The organism is Mycobacterium sp. SMC-16 (genome assembly GCF_046250085.1).
Classification (GTDB): domain Bacteria; phylum Actinomycetota; class Actinomycetes; order Mycobacteriales; family Mycobacteriaceae; genus Mycobacterium; species Mycobacterium phocaicum.
In genome coordinates this window covers 4,665,253-4,683,666 of the sequence record NZ_CP176427.1, presented here as the reverse complement: position 1 = coordinate 4,683,666, position 18,414 = coordinate 4,665,253, and the positions used below count along the sequence as shown (strand labels likewise).

The following is an 18,414-nucleotide window of genomic DNA, read 5'->3' as shown; positions in this document are numbered from 1 at the left end:
ACGACCGGGTGCGCGAACGTCAATATCCGGGGCGCAGCCCAGCTCCCGGGTGTAATCTCCGGGCGGATCGCCGGGATCGGCGAATACTGACCGGGACGAGGCGTCATGGCAACTGAATTTCAGGGCAAGATCAAACTCGACATCCGCGACTCCGAGGCCGACTGGACTCCCTACGCGGCACCGGTCGCACCGACGGGCGCTCCCAACGTGCTCTACCTCGTTTGGGACGACACCGGCATCGCTACCTGGGACTGTTTCGGCGGCCTCGTCGACATGCCGGCCATGCGCCGCATCGCCGATCGCGGCGTGCGGCTGTCGCAGTTCCACACCACCGCGTTGTGCTCGCCGACGCGGGCGTCGCTGCTCACCGGTCGCAATGCCACCTCAGTGGGAATGGCCACCATCGAGGAGTTCACCGACGGCTTCCCGAACTGCCACGGCCGCATACCTTTTGAGACCGCTCTGCTGTCCGAGGTGCTGGCCGAGAAGGGCTGGAACACCTACTGCGTCGGCAAGTGGCATCTGACGCCGTTGGAGGAGTCGAACCTCGCGTCCACCAAACGGCACTGGCCGTTGTCACGGGGCTTCGAACGCTTCTACGGCTTCATGGGCGGCGAGACCGACCAGTGGTACCCGGAACTCGTCTACGACAATCACCCCGTCGCCCCGCCGGCCACTCCGGAAGAGGGTTACCATCTGTCAAAAGACCTGGCGGACAAGACCATCGAGTTCATCCGCGACGCCAAGGTCATCGCGCCGGACAAGCCCTGGTTCTCCTACGTCTGCCCGGGCGCCGGGCACGCGCCGCACCACGTGTTCAAAGAATGGGCCGACAAGTACGCCGGCAAGTTCGACATGGGCTATGAGGCCTACCGCGATCTGGTGCTGGAGAACCAGAAGCGGCTCGGCATCGTGCCGCCGGACACCGAGCTCTCGCCGATGAATCCGTATCTGGACGTCAAAGGGCCGAACGATGAGCCATGGCCGCTGCAGGACACCGTGCGGCCCTGGGACGGGCTGAGCGACGAGGAGAAGCGGCTGTTCGCCCGCATGGCCGAGGTGTTCGCCGGCTTCCTGTCGTACACCGACGCCCAGATCGGCCGGATTCTCGACTACCTGGAAGAGTCGGGCCAGCTGGACAACACCCTCATCGTCGTCATCTCCGACAACGGGGCCAGCGGCGAGGGCGGCCCGAACGGTTCGGTCAACGAGAACAAGTTCTTCAACGGCTACATCGACACCGTCGAAGAGAGCATGCGGTACTTCGACACCCTGGGCTCACCGGACACCTACAACCACTACCCGATCGGCTGGGCGATGGCCTTCAACACGCCCTACAAGCTGTTCAAGCGCTACGCCTCGCACGAGGGCGGTATTGCCGACACCGCAATCATCAGCTGGCCCAACGGAATCGCCGCACACGGCGAAGTGCGCGACAACTACGTCAACGTCGCCGACATCACCCCGACCGTCTACGACCTGCTGGACATCGAACCACCGACCGAGGTGCGCGGCGTGCCGCAGCGGCCGCTCGAAGGAGTGAGTTTCAAAGCAGCCCTGGAAGATTCGGCGGCCGGCACCGGCAAGGCGACGCAGTTCTACGCGATGCTGGGCACGCGGGGCATCTGGCACGACGGCTGGTTCGCGGGCACGGTGCACGCCGCCACGCCGTCGGGGTGGTCGCACTTCGACAAGGACCGCTGGGAGTTGTTCCACATCGCGTCCGACCGCAGCCAGTGCCACGACCTCGCCGCGGAGAATCCGACGAAACTCGCTGAAATGCAGGAACTCTGGTTCGCCGAGGCGGCCAAGTACAACGGCCTGCCGCTGGCGGACCTCAACGTGTTCGAGACGCTGCTGCGGGACCGCCCCTACCTGATGCGCGACCGCCAGACCTTCACCTACTACCCGGGCACCGCCGAGGTGGGCATCGGCGCCGGCGTCGAACTGCGGGGACAGTCGTTCTCGGTACTGGCCGAGGTCGACGTCGAATCGGCGGCCGCCGAAGGGGTGCTCTTCAAGCAGGGCGCCGGCCACGGCGGACATGTGCTGTTCGTCCAGGACGGCCGGCTGCAGTACGTCTACAACTTCATGGGCGAAGACGAGCAGGTGGTGTCCGCGCTCGATCCGTTGCCCTTGGGGCGGCACGTGTTCGGCGTCCACTACGACCGCACCGGCACCGTGGCGGGCAGTCACACTCCGCTCGGCACCGTCGAGCTGCGCATCGACGACGCGGTGGTGGCAACCCGCCCGGATATCCGCGCCCACCCGGGCACCTTCGGCCTCGCCGGCGGCGGCGTCGCGGTCGGGCGCAACGCGGGCCAGCCGGTGTCGAACCGCTACCGGGCCCCGTTTCCCTTCGTCGGCGGCACCATCGCCAAAGTCGTCGTCGACATCTCCGGTACGCCGTATCTTGACGTCGAACAGGAACTGGCCAAGGCGTTCTGCAAGGACTAGGGGACTGAGATGAGCGGACCGATCATCCGGTGCACCGCCGCGATGTCGGCGGCGGTGCTGTTGGGAGCCTGCGGCGGTAAGACCGACGAGAAGCCCACCACTACAACCAAACCCGACGGCACCACCACCACGACCAGTACGTCTGCTCCGTCGTCGACGTCGACGTCGACGGCGGCATCCGGGTCGAAGATGCCCGACCTGCCGACGTACGGAGTGGTCGAGACCACCAAACGCCCTGTCGCGGCCGGGGAGCAGGTCTGCGACCCGCCGAGCCCGCCCGCGCAGACGATGACCGCGTCCACCGGAGCACCCGGGTCGCCGACCGTCGTCGTCGCGGTGCCCGACGGATTCAGTCCGGGCGCGCCGCCGTCCGGTGATGTCGGGCTGAACCTGACGGGCCCCGACGGCCTGACCGGAACCGTGAAGATCACTCCCACGCCGCAGGATGCCGCCGCGGCGTTCCAGGGATACGCCGACGCGCGCACCGCGGGCCACGAATTCAACAGCGTCAGCATCCTGCCCGACGAATTGTGCGGTTACAGCGGGCAGAAGCTGATGGGTGTGCTTGCCGACAAGCCCGGCTCCGGCAGCGATTACGTCGACCGCATCGTGCATGTGTGGACCAACAACGGGGACTACCTCATCGCGCTGCAGTTGCAGGGACCCGCTGGTTCGAAGGGGCTCGATGCGGCAAAGCCGGTGCTGCTGGGGGATTTCGGTATCCGGATGGGCTGAGCGGGGCCGGCGCTCACTACTCGGGATTGGTCAAGCGCGCCAACATGATTCCGCCGACGATCATCGACAAGGCCACCGCCCGGCCGATGTTCAGCGGATCCTTGTGGACCAGCACTCCGATGGCGATGGCACCCACCGCGCCGATGCCGGTGAACACCGCGTAGGCGGTGCCCACCGGCAGCGTCCGCATCGCCAGCGACAACAGGTACACCGACAACGCGCCGACGACAACGCAGATGACCGTCGGTAGCAGGCGGGTGAATCCGTCGGTCGGTTTGATGCTCTGCGACCAGGCGATCTCCACGCCGCCGGCCAAAGCGAGGATGAGCCAGTTCATTTCGCATACTCCGCAGCCAACGCGCGGGCGGTGCTCAGCGCGGCCGCCAGGGATGCGTCGTGCCCGTTCCGGAACTGGGCGAGCGTCGGATCCACCCGGGAGTTGGCCAGTTCGGCGTTGATGAAAACGGTGTCGGTGACGGCGAAATGCCCGGCGAAGAAGTCGCGCAGGAACCGCTCCTGATAGTCGAAGGCCGCCTTGGGCGAGCCCGGCGAGTAGGCGCCACCCCGTGCGGTGGCGACCACGAACCGCCTGGGTGCCAACGACATTCGCGGAAACGTCACCTGGTCCAGCCAGGCCTTCAGGGCGGCCGGAATCGAATAGTTGTACATCGGCGTGCCGATCAGCACGACGTCGGCCGAGCGCAATTCGGCCAGTAGCGGTTCGACGACGGCCCAGGCCGCGGATTGGGCGGGGGTGCGTGCCAGGTCGGCCAGCTCGTCGAGGTCGGTGACGCCGGCGGCAAGTGCCGCATCGCAGATCTCGGTCCAGCCGGCGTCGATGAACGGCACGGGGTCGGCCGCGACGTCGCGGTAGCGGTAGGTCCCGCCGGGTGCCGCCGCGCGCCAGGCCCGCGCGAACGCGGCGCTGACCTGCCGACTGATCGATGGGTTGCGGGCGCTGGCATCCAGGTGAAGCAGCGTGGTCATGGCGATCCTCTCAAAGTGGACACAGTGTCCGGTTAATGATGCAGACAACCGGACAATGTGTCCACTTATTCCGGACGTGAGTTATCGTGCAGTGGTGGATATCGGCGCGGACCTGCTCGGCGGTGACGACGCCGGCGCCGAGCGCGCCGATGCCGCGCGCAACCGCGCCCGGATCCTGGCCGCGGCCGCGGACGTCTTCGCCGCTCGTGACCCGCGCACCGTCACGATGGAACACATCGCCACCGCGGCCGGCGTCGGGCGCGGCACGCTGTACCGGCGTTACCCCAACACCGCGGCCATCGCCGTCGCGCTGCTCGACGAACATGAACGCGCCCTGCAGCGCCAACTGATCTCCGGAGAACCCCCGCTCGGGCCGGGAGCTGCTCCCGCCGAACGACTTTCGGCCTTCTATGCCGCCATGGTCGACCTGCTCGACCGGCACGCGGATCTCGCGCTCGGCGCCGAGGTCGGCGGCGCCCGCTTCGGCACCGGGGCCTACGGTTTCTGGGCCGCCCACGTGCGCGCCCTGCTGGTGCAGGCCGACGTCGCCGACCCGGATGCGCTCGTCGACATCCTGCTGGCGCCGCTGGCTGCCGAGAACTTCCTGCATCAACGCGACCGTGGCCTGTCCGTCGCGCAGATCAGCGGTGCGCTGACGCGGCTGGCGCACGCGGTCCTCGGCTGACCCGCGGGTCCGTTCAGATTCAGCGCGAGCAGATCCCTGTGCACGCGGCGCGGCACCCGCCACCATGAGCCCAACATCGGTGACGGGAGAGGCGTGATGACAGAGAGTGACGCGACGCAAGGCTGGATAAGCCGCGTCGGGACTGATTGGTGGGCAACGATTTTGGGGCTGGCCGTGACGGCACTGGCCGTGGCCGGCGTCCTGCCGAAGATCGGCTGGTGACGCGATGACCGTCGATGCGGCTGACACCGCCGACCACGTCGAATCGGGCGATCACACCGAATCCACGGGCGCCCGCAGGTTCCTCGACTACGTGCCCGGTCTGCTGCTGCTGATCGCGGTGGGCCTGGCCGGAAAATATGCCCAGATCGGCTGGCTGGCGCTGGCCAAGCAGCAGCACTGGCACGTGCCCGACATCGAATACGTGCTGTGGGCCATCGTTTTCGGGTTGATCATCACCAATACTGTTGGGCTGCACCGGATTTTCCGTCCAGGCGTGGCCACGTACGAATTCTGGCTCAAGGTCGGCATCGTCCTGTTGGGCGCGCGGTTCGTCCTCGGCGACGTCCTCAAGCTCGGCGCCACCAGCCTGGTGCAGATCCTGATCGACATGACCGTCGCGGGCGCGATCATTCTCGCCGCGGCTCGGTGGTTCGGACTGTCCGGCAAGCTCGGCTCACTGCTGGCCATCGGGACATCGATCTGCGGCGTGTCGGCGATCATCGCGGCCAAGGGCGCCATCCGGGCCCGCAACTCCGACGTCAGCTACGCGATCGCGTCGATCCTGGCCCTCGGCGCCGTCGCACTGTTCGTGCTGCCGCCGCTGGGGCACGCCATCGGGCTGACCGACCACGAGTTCGGATTGTGGGCCGGCCTCGCGGTCGACAACACCGCCGAGACCACGGCCACCGGCTACCTGTTCTCCGACGAGGCCGGCAAGACTGCCGTCCTCGTGAAGTCGGTGCGCAACGCGCTGATCGGTTTCGTCGTCCTCGGTTTCGCCATCTACTGGGCCGCCAGGGGAGAGGCCGACGCCGTCGCCTCCGGCGTGCGTGCCAAGGCCGCGTTCGTCTGGCAGAAGTTCCCGAAGTTCGTGCTCGGCTTCCTCGCGGTCTCGGCCGTCGTCACCGCCGGGCTCTTGAGCAAGGGTCAGATCGCGAACCTGGCCGCGGTGTCCAAGTGGGCGTTCCTGCTGACCTTCGCGGGCGTCGGGCTGTCCACCGACTTCCGGCAGATCGCGCGGACCGGCTGGCGCCCGCTCGTCGTCGCGGTGATCGGCCTGGTCGTGGTGGCGACGGTGTCACTGGCGCTGGTGCTGCTGACCTCGCGGGTCCTGGGCTGGGGCATCGGGGGCTGACCGCCACCTGTTCGAGACCGACGAATGGTCGCTGCCGACGAACGGCAGCGACCATTTCGTTGTTTTCAAGGCTGGTTGAGCAGCGATTTGGAGCGTTATGGCTGCTCGCCTACTATGTAAGGGTTGCCCAGGGCAGACCCCGGTCATCACGTGACCTCGCGTGCCTTTGGACAACAAGACCGCGCACGTCCAGGTCGGTATCTGGCGTGCATACAAAACCCAGGTCAGGAGATCGAGTGATTCAGCAGGAATCGCGACTCAAGGTCGCCGACAACACGGGCGCAAAGGAAATCCTTTGCATCCGCGTGCTCGGTGGCTCGTCGCGGCGCTACGCCGGCATCGGCGACATCATCGTGGCGACCGTCAAGGACGCCATCCCGGGCGGCAACGTCAAGCGTGGTGACGTGGTCAAGGCCGTCGTCGTGCGCACCGTCAAGGAGCGCCGCCGGCCGGACGGCAGCTACATCAAGTTCGACGAGAACGCCGCCGTCATCATCAAGAACGACAATGACCCCCGCGGTACCCGCATCTTCGGGCCGGTCGGTCGCGAACTGCGCGAGAAGAAGTTCATGAAGATCGTCTCGCTGGCCCCGGAGGTTTTGTGATGAAGGTGCACAAGGGCGACACCGTGCTGGTCATCGCCGGCAAGGACAAGGGTGCCAAGGGCAAGGTCATCGAGGCCTACCCGACCCGCAACAAGGTGCTCGTTGAGGGCGTCAACCGGATCAAGAAGCACACTGCGCAGTCGCAGAACGAGCGCGGTGCATCGTCGGGTGGCATCGTCACCCAGGAGGCGCCGATCCACGTTTCCAACGTGATGGTGGTCGACTCCGACGGCAACGCGACCCGCATCGGCTACCGCGTCGATGAGGAGAGCGGCAAGAAGGTCCGTATCTCTAAGCGCAATGGCAAGGACATCTGAGATGACCACTGTGGAAAACACTCAGCCCCGGCTGAAGACGCGTTACCGCGAAGAGATCCGCGACGCGCTCAACAATGAATTCAACTACGCCAACGTCATGCAGATCCCCGGCGTGGTCAAGGTTGTCGTCAACATGGGTGTCGGTGACGCCGCCCGCGACGCCAAGCTGATCAACGGCGCGGTCAACGACCTGACGCTGATCACCGGCCAGAAGCCGGAAATCCGCAAGGCCCGCAAGTCCATCGCGCAGTTCAAGCTGCGTGAGGGCATGCCGATCGGCTGCCGCGTCACCCTCCGTGGCGACCGCATGTGGGAGTTCCTGGACCGCCTGATCTCCATCGCACTGCCCCGTATCCGCGACTTCCGCGGTCTGTCGGCCAAGCAGTTCGACGGCAGCGGCAACTACACCTTTGGCCTCAACGAGCAGTCGATGTTCCACGAGATCGACGTCGACTCGATCGACCGCCCCCGCGGCATGGACATCACGGTCGTCACCTCGGCCACCACTGACGACGAAGGCCGTGCGTTGCTGCGGGCCCTGGGCTTCCCGTTCAAGGAGAACTGACAATGGCAAAGAAGGCTCTGGTCAACAAGGCCAACAAGAAGCCGAAGTTCGCGGTGCGTGGCTACACCCGCTGCAACAAGTGCGGTCGCCCGCACTCGGTGTTCCGCAAGTTCGGCCTGTGCCGAATCTGCCTGCGGGAGATGGCCCACGCCGGCGAGCTGCCCGGCGTGCAGAAGTCCAGCTGGTGACTCTGCCCGTCTCATGACGCTGTAGAAAGCCGCCCCGGTCCTCGTGACCGGGGCGGCTTTTGCGTCTGTCCGTCGCATGGGCACCCACCTAGCGTCGTGCGTCGGATCTGCGACGGGCATGGCGCGCCCGGGCAGGCAGCGGCCCGGCCCGGGAAGATGCGTAGCTTCAATCACGAGGCACTGGCAGCCATGGTGATTGAAGCCAGGGATGGTTCCGAGCCGTCGGACGTCCCTGAGTGCAATAATCGCCGGCACATTGCCGCACGATTGAACTCAGGTACTCGCCACGCGGATCTGCGATGTGCATGCGGGCGAGGCGCCGCCGAAAATGCCGCAATGAGCGGCGAATTCGCCAGAATCTGCGCGGCAATCCACCGGTCGGGTCGCATATTCGCCACTGGAAGCCCCTCCCTCGCACGGATTTGGCCCTGAGCTGCGCATTGTCTACACTTGGCAGGTTGCCATGGGCGTTTTCGTCCAATGGCCGATCGGCATGTGCCTTCCGAAGCCGGATTGCACTACTGATGCACGACCCCTGACCGACCTCGGTCAGATAAGGGAAAACACTTCGTAGCAGGCCCACGATGTGACGTGCCGAGCCACCGCAAGGTGGGACCGACACGGGCGTGATGCATGGGAACCGCAGCGAGAAAGGTTGATCAACGCTGTCATGACAATGACGGATCCGATCGCAGACTTCTTGACACGTCTGCGCAACGCCAACTCGGCGTACCACGACGAGGTGACCCTGCCCCACTCGAAGATCAAGGCGAACATCGCCGAGATCCTCAAGAAGGAGGGTTACATCACCGACTACCGCACCGAGGACGCCCGTGTGGGCAAGAGCCTCGTTGTTTCCCTCAAGTACGGCCCGAGCCGCGAGCGCAGCATCGCTGGCCTCCGCCGGGTGTCGAAGCCCGGTCTGCGGGTGTACGCGAAATCCACCAACCTGCCGCGGGTTCTGGGTGGCCTGGGCGTGGCGATCATCTCCACGTCCTCCGGCCTGCTCACCGACCGCCAGGCAGCTCGACAGGGCGTGGGCGGCGAAGTCCTCGCTTACGTCTGGTAGGGGGCAGAAAACATGTCGCGTATTGGAAAGCAGCCGGTTGTCATTCCGGCCGGTGTCGATGTGACCATCGACGGCCAGAACGTCGCGGTCAAGGGCCCCAAGGGCACCCTGACTCTCGATGTCGCCGAGCCCATCGAGGTGTCGCGCAACGACGAAGGTGCCGTCGTGGTCACTCGTCCGAACGACGAGCGTCGTAACCGCTCGCTGCACGGACTGTCCCGCACCCTGATCGCCAACCTGGTGACCGGTGTGACGCAGGGCTACACCACCAAGATGGAAATCTTCGGCGTCGGTTACCGCGTGCAGGCCAAGGGCTCGAACCTGGAGTTCGCGCTCGGCTACAGCCACCCGGTGCTGATCGAAGCCCCCGAGGGCATCACGTTCGCAGTCGAGACCCCGACGAAGTTCTCGGTGTCCGGCATCGACAAGCAGAAAGTCGGCCAGATCTCGGCAGTCATCCGCCGCCTGCGTCGCCCCGACCCGTACAAGGGCAAGGGCATTCGCTACGAGGGTGAGCAGATCCGCCGCAAGGTCGGAAAGACAGGTAAGTAGCAATGGCCAACACTGAGACTGACAAGCGTAAGCCGTTGGGCCAGAACATCTCTGAGACCCGTCGGGTGGCGCGTCTGCGTCGTCACGCCCGTCTGCGCAAGAAGGTCGCCGGCACCGCCGAGCGTCCGCGCCTGATGGTCAACCGCTCCTCGCGGCACATCCACGTCCAGGTGATCGACGATCTGACCGGCACCACGCTGGCCGCCGCGTCGTCCATCGAGGCCGACGTGCGTGCCGTCGACGGTGACAAGAAGGCCGTCAGCACCCGGGTGGGTCAGCTGATCGCCGAGCGCGCCAAGGCTGCCGGCATCTCCGAGGTCGTTTTCGACCGCGGTGGCTACAGCTACGGCGGCCGGATCGCCGCTCTCGCGGACGCCGCTCGTGAAGGCGGGTTGACGTTCTAATGACTTACTTGAAGATGACCGGAAGGACTGCATAATGGCCGAGCAGGCTGGCGCCGCTTCGGCGCAGGACAACCGTGGCGGTCGTGGTGACCGCGACGGCCGTGGTCGCCGCGATGACCGCGGTGGCCGTGGTCGCGGCGACGACCGCGGTGAGAAGAGCAACTACATCGAGCGCGTTGTCACCATCAACCGCGTTTCGAAGGTGGTCAAGGGTGGTCGGCGCTTCAGCTTCACCGCGCTGGTGATCGTCGGTGACGGCCACGGCATGGTGGGCGTCGGCTACGGCAAGGCCAAGGAAGTTCCGGCCGCCATCGCCAAGGGTGTCGAGGAGGCTCGCAAGGGCTTCTTCCGCGTCCCGCTGATCGGTGGCACGATCGTGCACCCGGTTCAGGGTGAGGCTGCTGCCGGTGTCGTGATGCTGCGTCCGGCCAGCCCGGGTACCGGTGTCATTGCCGGTGGTGCGGCTCGCGCGGTGCTGGAATGCGCCGGCGTGCACGACATCCTGGCCAAGTCGCTGGGCAGCGACAACGCGATCAACGTGGTGCACGCCACCGTTGCCGCGCTGAAGCAGCTGCAGCGTCCGGAGGAAGTGGCGGCCCGTCGTGGCCTGCCCATCGAAGATGTTGCGCCGGCCGGCATGCTGCGGGCCCGGCGTGAGGCAGAAGCGCTCGCCGCCTCGGCAGCGCGTGAAGGATCGGCATAATCATGGCTGAACTGAAGATCACCCAGGTGCGTGGCACCGTGGGTGCCCGGTGGAAGCAGCGCGAGAGCCTGCGGACGCTGGGACTGCGCAAGATCCGCCAGTCCGTCGTTCGCGAGGACAACGCGCAGACCCGTGGTCTGCTCGCGGTGGTCAACCACCTCGTCACGGTTGAGGAGGCGTAAATGAGCGTCATCAAGCTGCACGACCTCAAGCCGGCCGCGGGGTCCAAGAAGGCCAAGACCCGCGTCGGTCGTGGTGAGGGCTCCAAGGGTAAGACCGCTGGTCGTGGTACCAAGGGCACCAAGGCCCGCAAGAACGTCCCCGTGACGTTCGAGGGTGGCCAGATGCCGATCCACATGCGTCTGCCGAAGCTCAAGGGCTTCCGCAACCGCTTCCGCACGGAGTACGCGGTGGTGAACGTCGGCGACCTCGCCAAGGCGTTCCCGCAGGGCGGCACCGTCGGTGTGGACGAGCTGGTGGCCGCGGGCCTGGTTCGCAAGAACACCCTGGTCAAGGTGCTCGGCGACGGCAAGCTGGCCGTCAAGGTCGACGTCACCGCCAACAAGTTCAGCGGTAGCGCCCGTGAGGCGATCACCGCTGCCGGTGGTAGCGCGACCGAGCTGTAACTGTTTCGCAAAAAGGGAGTCTCGGCCTTCGGCCGGGGCTCCCTTTTGTGTCCGCCGAGAATGAGCTTGTGTGCCAAGTTCGTCGGGGAATTGGCACACAAGCTCAGTTTCGGTGGCCTGGTCCTGCAGCTAGCTCTGCAACCGGGCGCCGAGGACGTCGTGGAAGAGTGCCTGCCGGATGGCCAGCTCGCGGGGATCGCTGACCAGATGGAAGCCCAGTCGGTTCATCACGTAGCCGAAGCCCACGCCGGTGTCCGGGTCGGCGAAGCCGAACGAGCCACCGAAGCCGGGCGTGCCGAACGCCTCTCCCGACGATCCGAACACCATCCGCGGGAACTCCTTGCAGAAGCCGAGGGAGTATGCGCCGTCCAGCCGCAGCACCATGTCCCGCGTGCCGCCCGACGGATTGCGCGGCGGGGCGATCAATGCATCGAAAATCTCTGGGGTGAAACCTATTTCGCTCCCGCCGGTCGCCGCGGCGCCGTAGAGGCCGGCCAGTGCGCGCGCCGTGCCGGTGCCGTTGGCGGACGGGATCTCGACGCGGCGCACCTTGTCGGTGTTGTAGTCGCCGGCGTAGGGGTCGATGTCGGCGGGGATGGCGGCGGTCCTGGCCAGCAACCCGCGCGGGTTGAGGCTGCCGATCAGGAACCCGGCCGGCATGACGTCGAGGTGCCGCAAGGACTCGTAACGCTGCCAATGGTGCAACGTGGCGAGCCGGTTCCGATCGACCGAGTCCGGCAGACCGATGTACAGGTCGAGGCCCGACGGCCCGGTGATCTCCTCGGCGAGATAGCGGCCGAGTGTACGGCCATCGGTGCGACGGATCAGCTCGGACTCGTACCAGCCGATGGTGATGGCGTGATACCCGTGCCGGGTGCCGGGCGTCCATGCGGGTTTCTGCGCGGCGAGGATGGCGGAGAGTCGCACCGGGTCGGCGATGTCGGACAGCAGCGGGTTGGGCGTCAGGACGCACAGGCCCGCCTGGTGCGCCAGCAGCTGACGCACGGTGACGTCGCCCTTGTCCTGCGCGGCGAACTCGGGCCAGTACGTGCTGACCCGCTCGTCGTAATCGAAGAGCCCCTTCGACACCGCGTGCGCAACGGCTAGGGCGGCAACACCTTTCGTTGACGAGAACATGTTGACCATGGTGTCGGCCTGCCACGGCGCCCGGCTGATGCCGTCGCGGTAGCCGCCCCACATGTCGACGACCTTGCGGCCGTCACGGTAGACGCACAGCGCCGCGCCGACCTCGCCCCCGGCCGCGAAGTTGGCCCGGAACGCGTCGGCGACCTTGCCGTAGCCGTCGTCGGCATCGCCGTGGACCAGATCAGGGGAGACGGAGACCTTGAGCACCATGGCGTCGATCATCACCCGCGAGGAGACGCAAAACTGTCGAAACCGGGCACGAAATGGACAGTTTTGCGTCGGCTCGGCATGCGACGGCGAATCGGTAGGCTCGGAACATGTTTGCTTTCCGGCCAAGCCTGCCCGGTCTCCCCGGCCCCGACGAGTTGCGAGCCCTGGTCCGCAAAGTCGACACCGCACGTCACCACGGCGTGCCCAACGGCTGCGTACTGGAACTCGACCTGCAGGCCGTGCCGCCGGAGACCGCCGGCTTCGACCCGATCGCCTTCGTCATGGGCAACTCGCGGCCCCTCGTGCTGCGCGACGCCGTCGCCGCCATCCACCGCGCAGCCGACGACAAGCGCGTAGCCGGCCTGATCGCCCGGGTCCAATTGCCCGCTGCCGCAGCGGGTCCGGTGCAGGAGCTGCGCGACGCCATCGCCGCGTTCAGCGCCATCAAGCCGTCCATCGCCTGGGCCGAGACCTACCCGGGGACCATGTCGTACTACCTGGCCTCGGCGTTCCGGGAAGTGTGGATGCAGCCGTCGGGCACCGTCGGGCTGGTCGGTTTCGCCACCAACGCGCTGTTCCTGCGCGACGCGTTCGACAAGGCCGGCATCGAGGCACAGTTCGTCGCGCGCGGCGAGTACAAGTCGGCGGCCAACATGTTCACGCAGGACCGCTACACCGAGCCACACCGCGAGGCCGACGGCCGCCTCATCGAGAGCCTGCATGCCCAGGTGCTGACCGCCATCGCGGAATCCCGCGGCGTCGACGCCGGCGAGCTCGACGCCCTGGTCGACCGGGCGCCGCTGCTGCGTGACGACGCGCGCGCCGCCAACCTGGTGGACCGCATCGGTTTCCGCGACGAGGCCTATGCCCGGGTCGGCGAATTGACCGGTGGCGCAGCGGAATCCGACGGCAAGGAAGCGCCGCCGCGGCTGTTCCTGTCCCGGTACGCCAAGGCCACCGCGGGACACACGCTGCCCGAGGTGCCGCCGCTGCCGGGCATCAAGCACAAGCCGACCATCGCCGTCGTCACCATGGCCGGGCCCATCGTCAGCGGCCGCGGCGGTCCGAGCGCCTTCCCGCCCGGACCGTCGAGCGTCGGCGGCGACACCATCGCTGCGGCCCTACGGGAAGCCGCCGCGGACGACGACGTCGCAGCCGTTGTGCTCCGCGTGGACAGTCCGGGAGGTGCGGTCACGGGTTCGGAGACCATCTGGCGCGAGGTGGCGCGACTGCGCGAAGCGGGCAAGCCGGTCGTCGCGTCGATGGGCGCGGTCGCCGCGTCGGGCGGCTACTACGTGTCGATGGCGGCCGACCACATCGTCGCCAACGCCGGCACCATCACCGGATCCATCGGCGTGGTGACGGGCAAGCTCGTCACCAGGGGCCTCAAGGAACGGCTCGGTGTCGGCTCGGATGCCGTGCGTACCAACGAGAATGCCGATGCCTGGTCGGCGAACCAGCCGTTCACCGAAGCGCAGCACGCGCACGTGGTGGCCGAGGCGGACCTCTTCTACACCGACTTCGTGGAGCGCGTCGCCGACGGCCGCAACCTGCCGGTCGAGGCCGTCGAGCAGGTGGCCCGCGGCCGCATCTGGACCGGTGCCGACGCGCTGGAACGCGGCCTGGTCGACGAACTCGGTGGGCTGCGGACCGCCGTCCGCCGGGCCAAGGTGCTGGCCGGGCTCGATCCCGATGCGACCGCCAAGGTCGTCAACTACCCGGGCTCGTCCCTGCTGGATCACGTGCGACCCAAGGCCTCGTCGCAGCCGGCCGCGGCGTCGTTGCCGGAAGCGGTCGCGGCGCTGCTCGGCCGGTCGCTGGTCGGTGCCCTCGGCCAGGCCGAGCGGTCGATGACCGGGGTCAGCGCTCTCTGGCTGGGGGACTACCGCTTTTAGCCGCTCAGCCGAGAGTGCCGCTGATGTAGATGATCTCGCGCATCGGGTCGTCGTCGCCGAGGACCGTTGCCGTCAGGCCGTGCCGGGCATGCAGATCCACCCGGCCGATGCCGGTCGTCTGCCAGCCCTTTGCGGCCAGATACTCTGCGGCGGAATGCCTTTCGCCGTGGTAGACCAGTGACGGCATGTCCATGTTCACGCCGAGCTGCTGGAAGCCGGCGGCAGCCTCGCGAGCCTTGTCGGCGTCGAAATCCTTGAGCCCCGGCACGAATTCGGTGGCCACGGCGCTGCCGGGAGCGCTGAGCTCGTGGATGGTGTCGAAGAGCTTGTCCTGGGCTTCCGGCGGCAGATAGATCAGCAGCCCTTCGGCCAACCATGCCGTCGCGAGGCTGGGATCAAAACCGGCTGCCCGCAACGCCGCAGGCCAGTCCTCCCGCAGATCGATCGAAACGGTCCGGCGCTGCGCAGTCGGCTCCGCGCCGAGGCCGGCCAGGGTCCGGGTCTTGAACTCGATGACCTCGGGCTGGTCGATCTCGTAGACCACCGTGCCCTCGGGCCACGCCAGCCGGTAGGCGCGCGCGTCCAGCCCGGAGGCCAGGATCACCGCCTGCCGGATTTCCGAGGACGCGGCGACCCCGGCCGAATCGCCGCCGACGGCGGCGATGAAGTAGTCGTCGAAAAACCGCGTACGCACCGCCATTTCGTCGATGTTGGCCCGGGCCCGCGCCGCCGCATCGGGGGCGACGGCATCGAGAACGGCCAGGTCCAGTTCGCCGTCGACCATCTTGGTGAACGCCTCGATCCCGACGGCGCGCACCAGCGGCGCGGCGAACGGATCGTCGATCAGACCGTGTTCGTGGGTGCTGGCGATCGCCCGCCCGGTCGCGACGAGCGTGGCCGTCGCGCCGACGCTCGACGCCAGGTCCCAGCTGTCCCCGTGTGTCCGTGCCATCGCCGTTATGCCTTCTCGCCCAGAACCGCGCGGACGTACTTGAGCTGGGTCCAGGCGCGGGACAACTCGTCGTCCGGGTACTGGAAACCGTTGTCGGCGTGCGCTTCTTCGACCGACCGCGCGGTGACGTCCCAGCCGAGACCGGTCAGGTAGTCGGTGACGTGGTTGCGGTCGCCCTGGTAGATGAGGTCGGCCATTTCGATGTTCGAGCCGAGTGCCTTCATCCGTTCGCGCATCTGCTGCATCCGCTCGTCGTCGAACGCGGAGCTCAGATCGCCGACCTGTTCGGTGGCCACGAAGCTGCCCGGCGCCGACAGGGCGGTGATGTTGTCGAACAACCTGTCCTGGGCCTCCGGCGGCAGGTAGATCAGCAGTCCTTCGGCGATCCACGCGGTGGGCGCCGCGGGATCGAAACCGTTGTCGCGCAGCGCCTGCATCCAGTCGTCGCGCAGGTCGACCGCGACGGTGCGCCGCGTCGCGGTGGGGGCGGCGCCGATATCGGCGAGTGTCGTCGACTTGAACTCGATGACCTCGGGCTGGTCCACCTCGTAGACGACGGTGCCCGCGGGCCAGGGCAGCCGGTAGGCGCGCGCGTCCAGACCGGCGGCCAGGATCACGGCCTGTCGGACGCCGGCCGCGGCCGCGTCGAGGAACAGCTGGTCGAACCAGCGGGTGCGGACCGTCATGCCCTCCGCCGCGCGCCGCGGCGTGAACGCCGGGTTGACGGCACTGAGGTCGATGTCGCCGTCCAGCGCCTTGGTGAAGAAGTCCAGCCCGACGGCGCGCACCAGCGGCTCGGCGTACGGGTCGTTGATCAGTTGCTCGCGGTGGGCGAAGGCGCGTTGCCCGGCGACCATGGTCGCGGTGGCCCCCACACTGGACGCCAGGTCCCAGGAATCTCCGTCGGTTCGTGTCATTGGTTGCCAGCTCCTAGTTCTTGGTGGCCGTCACGGACAGGGAATTACGCAGTGCCGCAGTGTCTTCTGTCTCGGCGAGGGGACGGCCGTACTCCGCGAAAACTTCAAGGCGCGGGCGGGCCGTGGTATTCCAGCCGCTGGCGTCCAGGTGCTCGACCACCGAGGTGCGCTCGCCCTGGTACCAGAGGTCGGTCAGGTTGAGGTCGAGACCGGCGCCGCGCCACCGCTCGCTCATGGCGGCACCGCGCTCACGCATGCCGGCGCCGTGGTCGGTGTGGAACTCCGTGGCCAGGCGGCTGCCCGGCGCCGACAGCGCGGTGATGTTGTCGAACAGCTTGTCCTGCGCCTCGGGTGGCAGATAGATCAGCAGCCCCTCGGCGATCCAGGCCGTCGGTGCCGACGGGTCGAATCCGGCGGCGCGCAGTGCGGCCGGCCAGTCCTCGCGCAGGTCGATCGCCACGGTGCGGCGTTCGCACGTCGGGGTGGCCCCGATCTGTGCCATGGTCCCGGTCTTGGCGGCGATCACCTCGGGCTGGTCGATCTCGTAGACGACGGTGCCGGCCGGCCAGTCCAACCGGTAGGCGCGCGAGTCCAGGCCGGCGGCGAGGATGACGGCCTGCCGGATGCCGGCGTCACCCGCGGTGGTGAAGAAGTCGTCGAAGAACTTCGTCCGCACCGCCATCAGGTTGGTCATCATGGCGGCGGCCGTCCCGACCTCGCCGCTGAGATCGACCTGCCCGTCGAGCAGCTTGATGAAGAACTCGACGCCGACGGCCCGCACCAGCGGATCGGCGTACGGATCGCGAATGAGCGGTTCGGCTTCCTTCGTCGCCAGGGCGCGGGCGGTCGCCACCATCGTGGCGGTCGCGCCCACGCTCGAGGCCAGGTCCCAGGTGTCGCTGTCGGTCCGGGTCATCGGTTCACTCCTGTCGTGGGCTCAGCGCAGTGCGGTGACGTAGTTGACCTCGCCCATCGAGGGCTGGCCGTTCGGGTCGGCCGCGACGGCCGGCAGGCCGTTGCGGACCAGCAGTTCGTTGGAGGTGACGGCGGTGGTCTGCCAGCCGTGGCCCTGCAGATAGGTGTCCACGTCGGCGCGGTCACCGAGATAGACCAGATCGCTGAAGTCGAGTTCGAAGCCCTGGTCGCGCCAGTGTTCCGACGCGGCCTTCATCCGCTCGCGCACGGCGTCCTCGTCGAGGTCCGGTGTGGCCGGCACACCTTCGGCGCCCATCCGGCTGCCCGGTGCGGACAGTTCGGAGATCTGGTCGAGCAGCCGGTCCTGTGCTTCGGGCGGCAGGTAGCCGAACAGGCCCTCGGCGATCCATGCGGTGGGCTTGGTGGGGTCCAGGCCAGCGGCGCGCAGTGCGGCAGGCCAGTCGTCGCGCAGGTCGATCGCCACCGTGCGCCGTTCGGTGGTCGGCGCCGCGCCGAGATCCGACAGGGTCTTGGACTTGAACTCGATGACGTCGGGCTGGTCGATCTCGAAGACGACGGTGCCCGCCGGCCAGACCAGGCGGTAGGCCCGCGAGTCGAGGCCCGCGGCCAGGATGACGGCCTGCCGGATACCGGCCTTGCCGGCGTCCCGGAAGAAGTCGTCGAAGAATCTGGTGCGCGCCGCCATCCCGTTGGTCAGCTGCGACATGGTCGGGCCGTAGCCGGCGCCGAACTGGGCGGGATCGGTGGCGCCGTCGACCAGCTTGGTGAAGAACTCGACCCCGACGGCGCGGACCAGGGGAGCGGCGAACGGGTCGTCGATGATCGGGTCTTCGGAATTGGTGGCGAGGGCGCGGGCGGCGGCGACCAGGGTCGCGGTCGCTCCTACGCTCGATGCCAGGTCCCACGTGTCGTTGTCAGTGCGTGCCATCGCGTCGTTCCTGTCGTCGAGTACCCGTTGAGCGGGCTGGTAGTTAGCTCATGTAACAACCTGTCGGCGACTGTACGCGCCGTTCCTGAACGCGGCAGAAATGCCGGGTGGCGGCACGTTTCGCCGCGTCCCGGCTGGGTAGGAAGGGTTCGGCGCCGAGCGGATGCAGGTCGCGGGGAC

At 67.4% G+C, this 18,414-nt stretch carries 23 protein-coding genes; 16 read left to right on the top strand and 7 right to left on the bottom strand.

Features of this window, described 5'->3' with window-relative positions; translation table 11 throughout:
• The first annotated feature begins 105 nt into the window (after window positions 1-105).
• Both ACJEIK_RS22755 and ACJEIK_RS22750 read left to right on the top strand, forming a co-directional pair.
• The gene (locus tag ACJEIK_RS22755) at window positions 106-2,457 is read left to right on the top strand and encodes an arylsulfatase (protein WP_409430329.1); all 2,352 of its coding nucleotides are present in this window, start codon (window positions 106-108) and stop codon (window positions 2,455-2,457) included.
• 9 nt (window positions 2,458-2,466) lie between these two features.
• A complete protein-coding gene (locus tag ACJEIK_RS22750) occupies window positions 2,467-3,192 on the top strand; it encodes a hypothetical protein (RefSeq protein WP_234880766.1) in 726 nt (241 codons plus the stop codon).
• Between the two features lie 16 nt (window positions 3,193-3,208).
• Here ACJEIK_RS22750 and ACJEIK_RS22745 read toward each other — a convergent pair whose 3' ends face one another.
• Window positions 3,209-3,529, bottom strand: coding sequence for a multidrug efflux SMR transporter (locus tag ACJEIK_RS22745; protein ID WP_138250450.1), 321 nt, complete (start codon window positions 3,527-3,529; stop codon window positions 3,209-3,211).
• Window positions 3,526-4,179, bottom strand: a complete 654-nt coding sequence (locus ACJEIK_RS22740; RefSeq protein WP_138250449.1) for an FMN-dependent NADH-azoreductase — start codon at window positions 4,177-4,179, stop codon at window positions 3,526-3,528. The genes ACJEIK_RS22745 and ACJEIK_RS22740 overlap by 4 nt, the downstream gene beginning before the upstream one ends.
• Before the next feature lie 94 nt (window positions 4,180-4,273).
• Between ACJEIK_RS22740 and ACJEIK_RS22735 the strand changes: the two genes are divergently transcribed.
• The 13 genes from ACJEIK_RS22735 to rplO all read left to right on the top strand — a co-directional run bounded on the left by ACJEIK_RS22735 (window position 4,274) and on the right by rplO (window position 11,250).
• Entirely contained in the window at window positions 4,274-4,864 is a 591-nt protein-coding gene (locus ACJEIK_RS22735; protein WP_234880765.1) for a TetR/AcrR family transcriptional regulator, read from the top strand.
• A 96-nt stretch (window positions 4,865-4,960) separates the two neighbouring features.
• Window positions 4,961-5,086: a hypothetical protein gene (locus ACJEIK_RS22730; RefSeq protein WP_256370143.1), complete on the top strand. Its 126-nt coding sequence runs from the start codon at window positions 4,961-4,963 to the stop codon at window positions 5,084-5,086.
• A gap of 4 nt (window positions 5,087-5,090) precedes the next feature.
• The gene (locus ACJEIK_RS22725; RefSeq protein WP_138250447.1) at window positions 5,091-6,221 is read left to right on the top strand and encodes a YeiH family protein; all 1,131 of its coding nucleotides are present in this window, start codon (window positions 5,091-5,093) and stop codon (window positions 6,219-6,221) included.
• Between the two features lie 236 nt (window positions 6,222-6,457).
• Entirely contained in the window at window positions 6,458-6,826 is a 369-nt protein-coding gene (rplN, locus tag ACJEIK_RS22720; protein ID WP_020101420.1) for a 50S ribosomal protein L14, read from the top strand.
• Complete coding sequence (gene rplX, locus ACJEIK_RS22715) at window positions 6,826-7,143, top strand: 50S ribosomal protein L24 (protein WP_020101421.1); 318 nt, start codon at window positions 6,826-6,828, stop codon at window positions 7,141-7,143. Before rplN ends, rplX begins: the two co-directional genes overlap by 1 nt.
• 1 nt (window position 7,144) lies before the next feature.
• Window positions 7,145-7,708 carry a 50S ribosomal protein L5 gene (gene rplE, locus ACJEIK_RS22710; protein ID WP_020101422.1) on the top strand — a complete coding sequence of 188 codons (564 nt, stop codon included), beginning with the start codon at window positions 7,145-7,147 and terminating at the stop codon, window positions 7,706-7,708.
• A 2-nt stretch (window positions 7,709-7,710) separates the two neighbouring features.
• Window positions 7,711-7,896 carry a type Z 30S ribosomal protein S14 gene (locus ACJEIK_RS22705; RefSeq protein WP_005197641.1) on the top strand — a complete coding sequence of 62 codons (186 nt, stop codon included), beginning with the start codon at window positions 7,711-7,713 and terminating at the stop codon, window positions 7,894-7,896.
• Between the two features lie 670 nt (window positions 7,897-8,566).
• Window positions 8,567-8,965, top strand: coding sequence for a 30S ribosomal protein S8 (rpsH, locus tag ACJEIK_RS22700; protein ID WP_020101424.1), 399 nt, complete (start codon window positions 8,567-8,569; stop codon window positions 8,963-8,965).
• A gap of 12 nt (window positions 8,966-8,977) precedes the next feature.
• Window positions 8,978-9,517, top strand: coding sequence for a 50S ribosomal protein L6 (gene rplF / locus ACJEIK_RS22695; RefSeq protein WP_061001796.1), 540 nt, complete (start codon window positions 8,978-8,980; stop codon window positions 9,515-9,517).
• 2 nt (window positions 9,518-9,519) lie between these two features.
• The gene (rplR, locus tag ACJEIK_RS22690; RefSeq protein ID WP_061001795.1) at window positions 9,520-9,921 is read left to right on the top strand and encodes a 50S ribosomal protein L18; all 402 of its coding nucleotides are present in this window, start codon (window positions 9,520-9,522) and stop codon (window positions 9,919-9,921) included.
• A 34-nt stretch (window positions 9,922-9,955) separates the two neighbouring features.
• Entirely contained in the window at window positions 9,956-10,624 is a 669-nt protein-coding gene (rpsE, locus tag ACJEIK_RS22685; RefSeq protein WP_064858380.1) for a 30S ribosomal protein S5, read from the top strand.
• A gap of 2 nt (window positions 10,625-10,626) precedes the next feature.
• Entirely contained in the window at window positions 10,627-10,806 is a 180-nt protein-coding gene (gene rpmD / locus ACJEIK_RS22680) for a 50S ribosomal protein L30 (RefSeq protein WP_020101428.1), read from the top strand.
• Window positions 10,807-11,250, top strand: coding sequence for a 50S ribosomal protein L15 (gene rplO / locus ACJEIK_RS22675; protein ID WP_020101429.1), 444 nt, complete (start codon window positions 10,807-10,809; stop codon window positions 11,248-11,250).
• A 129-nt stretch (window positions 11,251-11,379) separates the two neighbouring features.
• Here rplO and ACJEIK_RS22670 read toward each other — a convergent pair whose 3' ends face one another.
• The gene (locus tag ACJEIK_RS22670) at window positions 11,380-12,606 is read right to left on the bottom strand and encodes a serine hydrolase domain-containing protein (RefSeq protein WP_064858398.1); all 1,227 of its coding nucleotides are present in this window, start codon (window positions 12,604-12,606) and stop codon (window positions 11,380-11,382) included.
• A 107-nt stretch (window positions 12,607-12,713) separates the two neighbouring features.
• Here ACJEIK_RS22670 and sppA point away from each other — a divergent pair, with 107 nt between their 5' ends.
• The gene (gene sppA, locus ACJEIK_RS22665) at window positions 12,714-14,501 is read left to right on the top strand and encodes a signal peptide peptidase SppA (RefSeq protein WP_409430328.1); all 1,788 of its coding nucleotides are present in this window, start codon (window positions 12,714-12,716) and stop codon (window positions 14,499-14,501) included.
• Between the two features lie 4 nt (window positions 14,502-14,505).
• Here the strand turns inward: sppA and ACJEIK_RS22660 are convergent, their stop codons facing one another.
• The 4 genes from ACJEIK_RS22660 to ACJEIK_RS22645 are packed head-to-tail and all read right to left on the bottom strand — an operon-like array spanning window position 14,506 to window position 18,234.
• Entirely contained in the window at window positions 14,506-15,453 is a 948-nt protein-coding gene (locus ACJEIK_RS22660; protein WP_409430327.1) for a class I SAM-dependent methyltransferase, read from the bottom strand.
• Window positions 15,454-15,458: 5 nt separating this feature from the next.
• Window positions 15,459-16,370: a class I SAM-dependent methyltransferase gene (locus ACJEIK_RS22655; RefSeq protein WP_409430326.1), complete on the bottom strand. Its 912-nt coding sequence runs from the start codon at window positions 16,368-16,370 to the stop codon at window positions 15,459-15,461.
• Window positions 16,371-16,383: 13 nt separating this feature from the next.
• Entirely contained in the window at window positions 16,384-17,286 is a 903-nt protein-coding gene (locus ACJEIK_RS22650) for a class I SAM-dependent methyltransferase (RefSeq protein WP_064858376.1), read from the bottom strand.
• Between the two features lie 21 nt (window positions 17,287-17,307).
• Entirely contained in the window at window positions 17,308-18,234 is a 927-nt protein-coding gene (locus tag ACJEIK_RS22645) for a class I SAM-dependent methyltransferase (protein ID WP_064858375.1), read from the bottom strand.
• Window positions 18,235-18,414 lie beyond the last annotated feature (180 nt).

Excerpts from the sequence above, each read along its gene's own strand:
- rplE (WP_020101422.1), top strand. The coding sequence starts at position 7,145 with ATGACCACTGTGGAAAACACTCAGCCCCGGCTGAAGACGCGTTACCGC.
- rplO (WP_020101429.1), top strand. The coding sequence starts at position 10,807 with ATGAGCGTCATCAAGCTGCACGACCTCAAGCCGGCCGCGGGGTCCAAG.
- ACJEIK_RS22740 (WP_138250449.1), bottom strand. The coding sequence starts at position 4,179 with ATGACCACGCTGCTTCACCTGGATGCCAGCGCCCGCAACCCATCGATC.
- ACJEIK_RS22705 (WP_005197641.1), top strand. The coding sequence starts at position 7,711 with ATGGCAAAGAAGGCTCTGGTCAACAAGGCCAACAAGAAGCCGAAGTTC.
- ACJEIK_RS22730 (WP_256370143.1), top strand. The coding sequence starts at position 4,961 with ATGACAGAGAGTGACGCGACGCAAGGCTGGATAAGCCGCGTCGGGACT.
- ACJEIK_RS22750 (WP_234880766.1), top strand. The coding sequence starts at position 2,467 with ATGAGCGGACCGATCATCCGGTGCACCGCCGCGATGTCGGCGGCGGTG.
- sppA (WP_409430328.1), top strand. The coding sequence starts at position 12,714 with ATGTTTGCTTTCCGGCCAAGCCTGCCCGGTCTCCCCGGCCCCGACGAG.
- rplX (WP_020101421.1), top strand. The coding sequence starts at position 6,826 with ATGAAGGTGCACAAGGGCGACACCGTGCTGGTCATCGCCGGCAAGGAC.
- ACJEIK_RS22670 (WP_064858398.1), bottom strand. The coding sequence starts at position 12,606 with ATGGTGCTCAAGGTCTCCGTCTCCCCTGATCTGGTCCACGGCGATGCC.
- ACJEIK_RS22660 (WP_409430327.1), bottom strand. The coding sequence starts at position 15,453 with ATGGCACGGACACACGGGGACAGCTGGGACCTGGCGTCGAGCGTCGGC.
- ACJEIK_RS22745 (WP_138250450.1), bottom strand. The coding sequence starts at position 3,529 with ATGAACTGGCTCATCCTCGCTTTGGCCGGCGGCGTGGAGATCGCCTGG.
- rplF (WP_061001796.1), top strand. The coding sequence starts at position 8,978 with ATGTCGCGTATTGGAAAGCAGCCGGTTGTCATTCCGGCCGGTGTCGAT.
- rpsH (WP_020101424.1), top strand. The coding sequence starts at position 8,567 with ATGACAATGACGGATCCGATCGCAGACTTCTTGACACGTCTGCGCAAC.
- ACJEIK_RS22650 (WP_064858376.1), bottom strand. The coding sequence starts at position 17,286 with ATGACCCGGACCGACAGCGACACCTGGGACCTGGCCTCGAGCGTGGGC.
- ACJEIK_RS22725 (WP_138250447.1), top strand. The coding sequence starts at position 5,091 with ATGACCGTCGATGCGGCTGACACCGCCGACCACGTCGAATCGGGCGAT.
- ACJEIK_RS22655 (WP_409430326.1), bottom strand. The coding sequence starts at position 16,370 with ATGACACGAACCGACGGAGATTCCTGGGACCTGGCGTCCAGTGTGGGG.
- ACJEIK_RS22645 (WP_064858375.1), bottom strand. The coding sequence starts at position 18,234 with ATGGCACGCACTGACAACGACACGTGGGACCTGGCATCGAGCGTAGGA.
- rpsE (WP_064858380.1), top strand. The coding sequence starts at position 9,956 with ATGGCCGAGCAGGCTGGCGCCGCTTCGGCGCAGGACAACCGTGGCGGT.
- ACJEIK_RS22755 (WP_409430329.1), top strand. The coding sequence starts at position 106 with ATGGCAACTGAATTTCAGGGCAAGATCAAACTCGACATCCGCGACTCC.
- rpmD (WP_020101428.1), top strand. The coding sequence starts at position 10,627 with ATGGCTGAACTGAAGATCACCCAGGTGCGTGGCACCGTGGGTGCCCGG.
- rplR (WP_061001795.1), top strand. The coding sequence starts at position 9,520 with ATGGCCAACACTGAGACTGACAAGCGTAAGCCGTTGGGCCAGAACATC.